At 55.0% G+C, this 9,867-nt stretch carries 8 protein-coding genes and 1 tRNA gene; 4 read left to right on the forward strand and 5 right to left on the reverse strand.

Annotation, left to right across the window (positions count from 1 at the left end):
* Nucleotides 1-95: 95 nt before the first annotated feature.
* Nucleotides 96-509 carry an N-acetylmuramoyl-L-alanine amidase gene (locus K2H17_RS04820; protein WP_300132059.1) on the forward strand — a complete coding sequence of 138 codons (414 nt, stop codon included), beginning with the start codon at nt 96-98 and terminating at the stop codon, nt 507-509.
* A gap of 288 nt (nt 510-797) precedes the next feature.
* Here the strand turns inward: K2H17_RS04820 and K2H17_RS04825 are convergent, their stop codons facing one another.
* The 5 genes from K2H17_RS04825 to K2H17_RS04845 form a co-directional block, all read right to left on the reverse strand.
* Entirely contained in the window at nt 798-2,141 is a 1,344-nt protein-coding gene (locus K2H17_RS04825; protein ID WP_300132060.1) for an inositol-3-phosphate synthase, read from the reverse strand.
* Between the two features lie 374 nt (nt 2,142-2,515).
* Nucleotides 2,516-3,529 carry a 2-oxoacid:ferredoxin oxidoreductase subunit beta gene (locus tag K2H17_RS04830; protein ID WP_300132063.1) on the reverse strand — a complete coding sequence of 338 codons (1,014 nt, stop codon included), beginning with the start codon at nt 3,527-3,529 and terminating at the stop codon, nt 2,516-2,518.
* A 2-nt stretch (nt 3,530-3,531) separates the two neighbouring features.
* Entirely contained in the window at nt 3,532-5,382 is a 1,851-nt protein-coding gene (locus K2H17_RS04835; protein ID WP_300132065.1) for a 2-oxoacid:acceptor oxidoreductase subunit alpha, read from the reverse strand.
* Between the two features lie 78 nt (nt 5,383-5,460).
* Nucleotides 5,461-6,849 carry a dihydroorotase gene (locus tag K2H17_RS04840; protein ID WP_300132067.1) on the reverse strand — a complete coding sequence of 463 codons (1,389 nt, stop codon included), beginning with the start codon at nt 6,847-6,849 and terminating at the stop codon, nt 5,461-5,463.
* An 18-nt stretch (nt 6,850-6,867) separates the two neighbouring features.
* Entirely contained in the window at nt 6,868-7,671 is an 804-nt protein-coding gene (locus tag K2H17_RS04845) for a polyprenol monophosphomannose synthase (protein ID WP_300132070.1), read from the reverse strand.
* 382 nt (nt 7,672-8,053) lie between these two features.
* Between K2H17_RS04845 and K2H17_RS04850 the strand changes: the two genes are divergently transcribed.
* The 3 genes from K2H17_RS04850 (at nt 8,054) to K2H17_RS04860 (ending at nt 9,809) form a co-directional block, all read left to right on the forward strand.
* Nucleotides 8,054-8,131: transfer RNA gene (locus K2H17_RS04850), tRNA-Val, on the forward strand.
* Between the two features lie 326 nt (nt 8,132-8,457).
* Nucleotides 8,458-8,934, forward strand: coding sequence for a nucleoside-diphosphate kinase (gene ndk, locus K2H17_RS04855; RefSeq protein ID WP_300132073.1), 477 nt, complete (start codon nt 8,458-8,460; stop codon nt 8,932-8,934).
* 53 nt (nt 8,935-8,987) lie between these two features.
* On the forward strand, nt 8,988-9,809 hold the full coding sequence (locus tag K2H17_RS04860; RefSeq protein WP_300132076.1) for a M23 family metallopeptidase: 822 nt from the start codon (nt 8,988-8,990) through the stop codon (nt 9,807-9,809).
* Nucleotides 9,810-9,867: the final 58 nt, after the last annotated feature.

Genomic DNA, 9,867 nt, shown 5'->3' on the forward strand with positions numbered 1-9,867 from the left:
ACTTTGCATCTGTAAGCCGCTGCCTGACATTATAGGGCCACTCCGGCAGCATTTCACTCCGACTCCAATCCCCCACAGAAAAACAGATGCACCACATGAGAAACATCACAGAAATCATCGTCCACTGCACAGCCACACCCGCCGGACGCCCCGTCAGCGTTGCCGAAATAGACCTCTGGCACCGACAGAGAGGTTTCCGGTCCATTGGCTACCACTATCTCGTCGCCCTTGACGGCACTGTCTGTCCCGGTCGCCCACTCAGCGAAATCGGCGCCCATTGCCTCGGCCACAACGCCGAGAGCATCGGAATTGCCTATGTAGGAGGCCTCACAGCCGACGGTTCGGCCCGTCCGGCAGACACACGCACCGACGCCCAGAAAACGGCGCTACGGGCGCTTATTTCAAGCCTCCGCGAGACCTATCCCGGTGCCAGTGTCCGTTCCCACCGCGATTTCGCCCCCAAAGCCTGTCCCTGTTTCGACGCAACCGCCGAATATGCCGACCTCTGACCGTCAGCCATGATCCACATTTCAAATCGGTAAATCAGTGTCTTTTCAGACACTTTGGATGGGGTGTCTGTCGTCATTTCCGTGCACACCTTCGCTCCGCTACGGTGTACACGGCTACGAACAAATCAGCGTCCTCCGGACGCCCCAAGAACAAGGTGTTCAAAGAACACCGATTTACTCATACCCCGCGACACGGCCTTGGTCGTGTCGCGGGATAAAAAAACTATTCCGGAAGACAGGAATCTTCCGGAATAGCCCTTATAATCAAATATGTGATGAATCGGCAAATTAGTCGATTTCCTCGTCAGCCTCATAGCCACCCATTTCACGGATAGCGTTCTTCAGCATTGTGTACTGCTGGAAGAGGTGGTTGACGGGCACTTCACCCTTGGTGTAGTCATGCATCGGGCTCTTGAGGAAGAAGCTCAGGAAGCGCTGGATGCCGTGACGGCCTGCACGTGCGGCGAGGTCGCTCAGAAGCACGAGGTCAAGGCAAAGAGGAGCGGCAAGGATAGAGTCGCGGCAGAGGAAGTTGATCTTGATCTGCATCGGATAGCCCATCCAGCCGAAGATGTCGATGTTGTCCCAGCCTTCCTTGCTGTCGTTGCGCGGGGGATAGTAGTTGATGCGCACCTTGTGGTAGTAGCCCTGGTGACCGCCTTCCTCAGCACCGCCGCAGTTAGCGTTGTAGAGATCGGGCTGATCTTCGGGAACGAGGATTGACTCAAGAGTAGAAAGCTTGGAAACCTCCTTGGTACGGAAGTTGGCGGGTTCGTCGAGCACGAGACCGTCGCGGTTACCGAGGATGTTGGTCGAGAACCAGCCGTTGAGACCGAGGCAGCGGGTACCGATGATGGGAGCGAAACCTGACTTCACGAGAGTCTGGCCGGTCTTGAAGTCCTTGCCGGAGATAGGCATACCGGTCTTTTCGCTGAGTTCCCACATAGCGGGGATGTCAACAGTGGTGTTGGGAGCACCCATGATGAAGGGAGCGTCTTCGCAGAGGGCTGCGTAGGCATAGCACATAGAAGGAGCGATGTGTTCTTTGTCGTCAGCCTTCATTGCAGCTTCGAGAGCTTCGAGAGTGCCGTGGATCTGCTCGTCAACGGGTACATATACTTCAGTTGAAGCGGCCCAGAGCACAACAACGCGCTCAACACCGTTTTCTTTCTTGAAGTTGCGGATATCTTCGCGGAGCTGTTCAACCATTTCCCAGCGGGTCTTGCCGGTCATGATATTGTCGCCGTCGAGACGCTTTGCATAGTTGTGGTCGAAAGCGGCCTTCATCGGAACGATCTTTTCGAGTTCGTCCTTCACAGGCTCGATGTCCTTGGGCTGAAGAACTTCAGCGTAAACAGCGCTCTGATAAGCGTTGGCAGGATAAACGTCCCATGCGCCGAACACGATGTCGTTCAGGTCGGCCATAGGAACGATGTCCTTGTAGTGGAGATATTTTTTATCAGCTCCCTTGCCAACACGGATCTTGTCATATTGGGTCATTGAGCCGACAGGTTTTGCAAGACCTTTGCGGGCCATGAGGACGCCGGTCATAAATGTGGAAGTAACGGCGCCAAGTCCTACTACGAGTACGCCAAGTTTACCGTTGGCGGGTTTTACAGTAGATTTAGTCATGATTGTTTGTTACTAACTGAATAGTAGTTTATTAAGGTTAATTTTCTTGATTGCTGTGTTTTAGCTTTCTCGTGTGCGGAATCCGCACTTTACAATCGAGCCATCAAAAGTACTGAGTTTTTTCGGTTTGTGAAATTATTATTATTTAAATTTTCCCTTATTAAATCTAAAATATGCAAATTTCAGCATATATTATTTAATTTACTTTAAATTCAACGCAATCAGCATTACTTATAGCAAACAAATGTTAATACAGCCCACACCCTTTTATGTCCCGTTCACCAGCAACCGGTTTCCGGCATCCCCCCCTTGAAAAAAAGACTGCCGGCGACCTAAGCCGCCGGCAGTTATCTGACAGAATGGAATGTCTTGCTTTATTCAACAGTCCAGGTCTCACCGGCAAGCACCATGTCGCGGAGCGACGAGAAGTTCTTGCGGCTGCGCACTTCTGCGATCTGGGCCTCGATATCCTCGTTATAGACAGGAGCGTCGACATCGCGGATCACACCCAGAGCCAGCGGAAGGTCATGACCGTCCATCATGGCAAGCTGCTGATGCAGGAAGTTCGAGGGGGTGTGGGCGTCGTGCACCAGCACATCGTCGAGCGTATAGCCGTCCTCGCCGACCTTGACAGCCTTCAGCAGGAAGCCGTCGCGGACAAGACCCATCTCTTTTTCCTTGCCGAAGAGCATCTTCTCTCCGTGGACAAGGTGGATGGTGCGTTCCGCGCGGTGTTCGCGGTCAGTGATGAAGTTGTGGATGCCGTTGTTGAAGATAACGCAGTTCTGAAGCACCTCGACAACCGAAACTCCTTTGTGACGGGCGGCTGCCACGAGCACTTCCTGCGAGATCTGCAATTCGACATCGATGCTGCGGGCGAAGAAGTTGCCGCGGGCGCCGAACACGAGTTCTGCCGGGATAAACGGATCCTCGGTAGTGCCGTAGGGCGACGATTTGGAGACAAAGCCGCGGTCGCTGGTGGGCGAATACTGCCCCTTGGTCAGACCGTAGATCTTGTTGTTGAACAGGATCATGTTGATGTCGACGTTGCGGCGCACGGCATGGATGAAGTGGTTGCCGCCGATGGCCAGACCGTCGCCGTCACCTGAAATCTGCCAGACGCTCATGTCCGGACGGGCCACCTTGAAACCTGTGGCGATAGCTGCCGCACGGCCGTGGATGGTGTGGAAACCGTAGGTGTTCATGTAGTAAGGCAGACGCGAGCTGCAGCCGATACCGGAGATGACTGCCGTCTTGTGGGGAGGCACTCCGACTGTGGCCATTGCCTTGTGGAGTGTGTTCAGGATTGCGTGGTCACCGCAGCCGGGACACCAGCGCACTGATTGGTTGCTCTTATAGTTGGCGGGGGTATATTGAGTCTGTTCCATGATTATTTGTCCTCCATAATTTTTTTGACACCGTTGACAACTTCGCTTACAAGGAAAGGCTGGCCCTGGATCTTGTTGATGCGTTCGATCTTGAGATCGGGGAATTTGGCCTGGAGATAGTCGGCAAACATGCCGGTGTTAAGCTCGGCTACGATCACGCGCTTGTAGCTGCGGAGCACTTCCGCGGTGTTGGCGGGCAGCGGGTTGATGTAGTTGAAGTGGGCGAAAGCCACGGGCTGGCCTTCGGCGCAGAGTTCGCCTGCGGCGGTGCGCAGATGGCCGTAAGTGCCGCCCCAGCCTACGAGGATGGTGTCGGCGCCCTTCGGATCGAGCACTTCGAGCGCAGGGATATGGTTGGCGATGCGTTCGATCTTCTCGCGGCGGGTCTGGACCATCTTTTCGTGGTTGATCGGATCGGTCGAGATCGCGCCGGTGTTATAGTCTTTTTCGAGACCGCCGACACGGTGAGCGGCGCCTTCGGTGCCGGGGATCGCCCAGTAGCGGACAAGATCTTCATCCTTGCGGGTGTAGGGCTGCCAGGCTTCGTCGATTGCGCCGGGGGCGAGCAACGGAGGATGGATTTCGGGGAGATCCGATGCTTCGGGCACTCGCCATGCGCTTGAGCCGTTGCCGATGAAGGCGTCGGTCAGAAGGATCACAGGAGTCATGTGCTCCATTGCGATTCTTGCGGCTTCGAAAGCCATTGTGAAGCAGTCGGTAGGAGTCGATGCGGCAACCACAGCTAAGGGCGATTCGCCGTTGCGGCCATAGAGTGCCTGCATCAGGTCGGTCTGCTCTGTCTTGGTCGGCAGACCTGTTGAGGGACCGCCGCGCTGAACGTCGACGATCACCAGCGGAAGTTCGGCGATCACAGCCAGGCCGATGCCTTCGCTCTTGAGCGCGAGACCGGGACCTGAGGTCGAGGTGACTGCCAGATGGCCGGCAAACGATGCGCCGATGGCCGAGCAGACACCGGCAATCTCGTCTTCCATCTGGAGGGCCTTCACTCCGAGATCCTTGCGCTTGGCAAGCTCCTGGAGAATGTCAGTGGCGGGGGTGATGGGATAGCTGCCGAGGAACAGCGGACGGCCGCTCTTTTCCGATGCGGCGATAAAGCCCCAAGCGGTTGCGGTGTTGCCGTTGATATCGGTGTAGACGCCGGGGACAGCCTCTTCGGTTTCGATGCGGTAGGTGCTGACACTGGCGTGGATGTTGTTTCCGTAGTTGTAGCCGGCCTCGATCACTTTGGCGTTGGCCTCATAGATCGCGGGCTTCTTGGCGAATTTGCCCTTGAGCATGCGCAGCGCGCCTTCGAGCGGACGGTCGAAGAGCCAGCAGACAAGGCCGAGGGCGAATATGTTGCGGCACTTCAGGATGCTCTTGTTGTCCAGTCCGGATTCGGCAAGCGCGGCTTTGGTCATCGAAGTGACAGGCACCTCGACCACCTGGGCCTTGATGTCGAGTTCCTTGAACGGATCGAGAGTCTCGAAAAGTGCTTTCTTCAGATCTGCTTCCTTGAAAGAGTCGATATCGACAATAACAACGCCACCGGCTTTTAGGAATTTGATGTTCTGTTTGAGAGCTGCCGGATTCATGGCAATGAGCACATCGCAGAGGTCTCCCGGTGTGTGAACATCGACTCCGACACTTACCTGAAAGCCCGACACACCACTGAGCGATCCCTGCGGGGCACGTACCTCGGCAGGATAGTCGGGGAAAGTTGACACTTTGTTTCCTAACCCTGCGGAAACATTCGTGAAAATGTTGCCTGCAAGCTGCATGCCGTCGCCGGAGTCACCGGAGAAACGGACCACAACCTTATCAAGGGTCTTGACATTGGTCTTGTCTAACATAATTAGATTGGTTTGATTAATTGAATGTGGTTATCATGGTTGATTTATTCTCTTCTTTGTTTTGTCTTCCCCGGATGCTCAGTCCGGACGGAAGGCCCCGAACGTGATCGGCATGGCGGCCCCGCCTTCAGGCTCTCCTCCGGCTTCGTAGACCACTGTGCCGTTGACCATCGTCAGTTCGACGCGCGCCGGAAGCGACATTCCGGCAAGCGGAGTCCAGCCGCAGCGGCTCAGGACTTCCGCGTCAGTGACTTTCGGCGCCCCGGCTTCGGGGTCGACCACCACGAGATCGGCATAGTAGCCCTCGCGGATATATCCTCGCCCTTCGATGCCGAAAAGATCGGCCGGACGGTGGCACATCAGTTCCACAACCCGTTCCGGTCCGGCTTCTTCAAGTCCGGGGGCCGACTCGAACAGTTCGAGCATCGCGCGCAGCGAGAACTGCACCATCGGCATCCCCGAAGCCGCCGTCAGGGCGTCGCCCTCCTTCTGCGCCGGCAGATGAGGGGCATGGTCGGTGGCTATCGTGTCGATGCAGCCTCCCGGCAGCAGCTCGCGCAGGAGCGCTATGCGGTCCGAGGCTTCCTTGATGGCCGGATTGCACTTGATCCGAGAGCCGGATCTCAGGAAATCGTTGCGGTCGAAAAGCAGATATTGCGGACAGGTCTCGGCAGTCACCCTCACGCCCTCGGCCTTGGCTTCCTTCACTAACTGAAGCTCCTCGGCTGTTGACAGGTGACAGATGTGGACCCTCGCCCCGGTTCTGCGGGCCAGTTCTATGGCCTTCCGGGTAGCCTTGACGCAAGCCTCGCGGGGCCTGACGTCAGGATGGCGCCCGACGGGGATCGAGCCGCCGCATTCCTCTTCAAGCCTCGCCCGCGCGGCGCGTATCGTCGCCTCGTCCTCTGCATGGACTGCGATCGGCGCCTTGGCCGCGGCGAAAAGCTCTTCGAGCGTATTGTTGTCATCGACAAGCATGTTGCCCGTCGACGATCCGAGAAACAGTTTTATTCCGGCTGCCCGGTGATAGTCGGTCTCTTTCAGTTCCTGGGCGTTGTCGTTGGTAGCACCGATGAAAAAGCCGTAGTTCGCAGCCGAGACCTCGGCCGCACGGCTGATCTTCGCCTCCAGAGCCTCGCGCGAGACAGTGGCGGGCTTCGTGTTCGGCATATCGACAAACGAGGTGACACCTCCGGCCACAGCCGCACGGCTCTCCGTGGCCATGTCGCCCTTCTCCGTCAGTCCGGGATCGCGGAAATGGACATGCGTGTCGATCACACCGGGCATCAGCAGCCGTCCGCCGCAGTCGATGGCCCTCGCCACACCCTCTTTCAGTGCCGCAGGCACCTCTTCTCCGGCAGGCAGTTCGCCCACACGGCTGATCTTCCGCCCGTCCACGAGCACATAGCCCCTGAAACGGCGTCCTTCATTGACGATTTCTGCATTATATAATAAGGTGGTAGCCATCGGAGGTGGGGATTTTCGTTATTTGCGTTCGTATTTTGTAAACAGACTCGACCATTTCAGTCGCATCACCCCGAAAAATCCCTCGCTGAAAATCCCGGAACTCATCTTTGAAGTCCCAAGCACGCGGTTCACGAAGATGATGGGCACCTCCTGGATCCTGAAACCATATTTATAAGCCAGGAATTTCATCTCGATCTGGAAAGCATAGCCCTTGAAACGGATCGAATCCAGTGGCAGCGTCTCAAGCACACGGCGGCGGTAGCAGACGAAACCGGCTGTCGAGTCGTTGATCGGCATCCCGGTCACGATTCTCACATAGCGCGAGGCGTAATACGACATCAGCACCCTGCCCATCGGCCAGTTGACAACGTTCACCCCCGTGACATAGCGCGACCCGATCGCCAGATCGGCTCCCTCGGCCGCACAGGCATCATACAGTTTCAGCAGATCAGCGGGATTGTGCGAAAAGTCAGCGTCCATTTCAAACACAAACTCATAGCCCCGCTTCAGAGCCCACTTGAAGCCCGCTATATAAGCGGTGCCAAGACCCTGCTTGCCGGCGCGCTCAACCAGATGGAGCCGCCCGGCATACCGTTGCTGCAAATCCTTGACAATAGCCGCCGTACCGTCAGGTGAATTATCATCAATTATCAACACATCAAACATCCGGGGCAATCCGAAGACCGCCTCGATAATCGCAGCAACATTCTCCTTTTCATTATAGGTAGGAATGATGACCACGCTGTCGACAATATTCTTTTCAGTAGCCGCACCGACCGCAATCCGGTCACCGGCTACTTCCTTATTTTGTTCCGGCTGCATAACGTCAGGCCTTTAGGAAAATTACATACAATATAAAGGTAACCAAACTCTCCTGCGGAAATTGAAATCATCCAAGGAGAATTTTTGCAAATTTAAAAAATAAACTTTGAACCCTCCAACCTTTATTCAAAAAAACAGAGAAAAAACAAGCCAAAAAAATCACCGTCCCCACAAACCCCGCCCCAGCTCTCCCAAAGCTCCCAGTCCTCCCAAAACTCCCAATTCTCCCAAATTTCCTCCCAGTCCCCCGGCCCTCAGTCCTCCCAAATCGCCCAAAAACTCTCCCCAACCCCCTTTTTTCAAGAAAAAATCGAAAAAAGTTCCATAAAAATTTGGCCAATTCAAAAAAGCTCCCTACCTTTGCATCGCTTTAAGCAAGAAAGGGCGCTTAGCTCAGCTGGTTCAGAGCGTCTGCCTTACAAGCAGAGGGTCGGGGGTTCGAATCCCTCAGCGCCCACCAAAAACCAACGGTCAGATTCACCACCCGAATCCGACCGTTTTTCTTTACCCACACAGCCAATTGTTAAAATCCGATCCATACAAAATACAATAATTCACATAAATTCACACCCAAAAATCCACTCCCAAACCCTTTATCATAATTTAGTGTATTTTCACATAATCACCCAACACACTGACAACCAACAGACTACCCCGCCAAATTAAACCAAATTTCCCAAAATTCACACTTTTTATCTCCCCGAAATTTTTTCAATCATCTCAAAATGACTAAATTTGGAAAGTGCTTACGAAAATCGTAAACATTTGTTAATCTCTCCTATACGAATGGAACAGACTCTGATCATATTCAAGCCATCAGCAATTGAACGCGCTCTTGTCGGCAAAATACTCTCCCGCTTCGAGCAGAAGGGCCTCACAATCACCGGCATGAAAATGATGAAACTCTCCGAAGAGCTTCTGCGCCAGCACTACGCCCACCTCACCGACCGCCCCTTCTTCCCCCTCATCCTCAGCTCCATGACAGCATCACCCGTCATCGTCATGGTCCTGGAAGGAATCCAGGCGATCTCCGTCGTGCGCACCCTCACAGGCGCGACCAACGGACGTGAAGCACTTCCTGGAACCATCCGTGGTGACTACTCAATGTCAAACCAGGAAAACATCATCCACGCATCCTCATCGCCCGAAGACGCAAAAGCCGAAATAGCCCGCTTCTTCACACCCGATGAAATCTTCCCCCGCACAGCCGCCGCCACCCCCTTCATCAACTCCTCCGACGAACTCAAATCCTCAACCCGATAAACCCACCAGACATTCCTCTCCATCTTCTTGCCGGAAAAAAACCGAATACTCCAATGAAATTACTAAAACTCAATACCCTCCTCATCGCCCTCATCGCCTCAGCAGCAGCCTTCACCGCCCAGGCACAGCTCAAGCTCCCCAAATCACACACCAACCAGCACAACACCCTCATCGCCAACCAGCGCCCCTCGGTCAACCCCTTCAAGATCGAAAACAACGACCTGCTTCTCAACCAGATCAAAGCCCGCGAAGCAGCCGCAATGGACAGCGAAATCTTCACCGCATTCTGGAACAGCGAACACGTCAACCCCTACGGAACAGCCGTCACAATCCCCGACCATAAAGACATCGACGTCTCCGAATTCGTCTCACCCTGCCCCGGACACATCACATCCAACTACGGCTACCGCTCACGCTTCGGACGCATGCACTACGGCACCGACCTCAAACTCCAGGTAGGCGACACAGTCCGCGCAGCATTCTCCGGCAAAATCCGACTCACAAAATACGAAGGCCGCGGCTACGGCTACTACGTCGTAATGCGCCATGAAAACGGACTCGAAACCGTCTACGGCCACCTCAGCCGCTTCCTCGTCAAACCCAACCAATACGTCAAAGCAGGCGACCCCATCGCACTCGGCGGAAACACAGGCCGCAGCACCGGCGCACACCTCCACTTCGAATGCCGCTACCTCGGAATCCCCATCAACCCCGCAGCCATCATCGACTTCGAAAACCAGGTACCCCACAAAGACATCTTCGCCTTCGACAAACGCACCTACGGCAAATCCCAGAAATACGCCCCCGCCAAAAAGCGCAGCAAAACAACCGCCTCACGCAAACGCAGAGCAAGCTCCAAACGCACACGAAAATAACCCCACGGCCAACCCCCAGAGCTCCCGGTTCTCCCAAAACTCCCAGAACTCCCAAAGC

The organism is Duncaniella sp., assembly GCF_029054785.1.
Taxonomy (GTDB): Bacteria; Bacteroidota; Bacteroidia; order Bacteroidales; family Muribaculaceae; genus Duncaniella.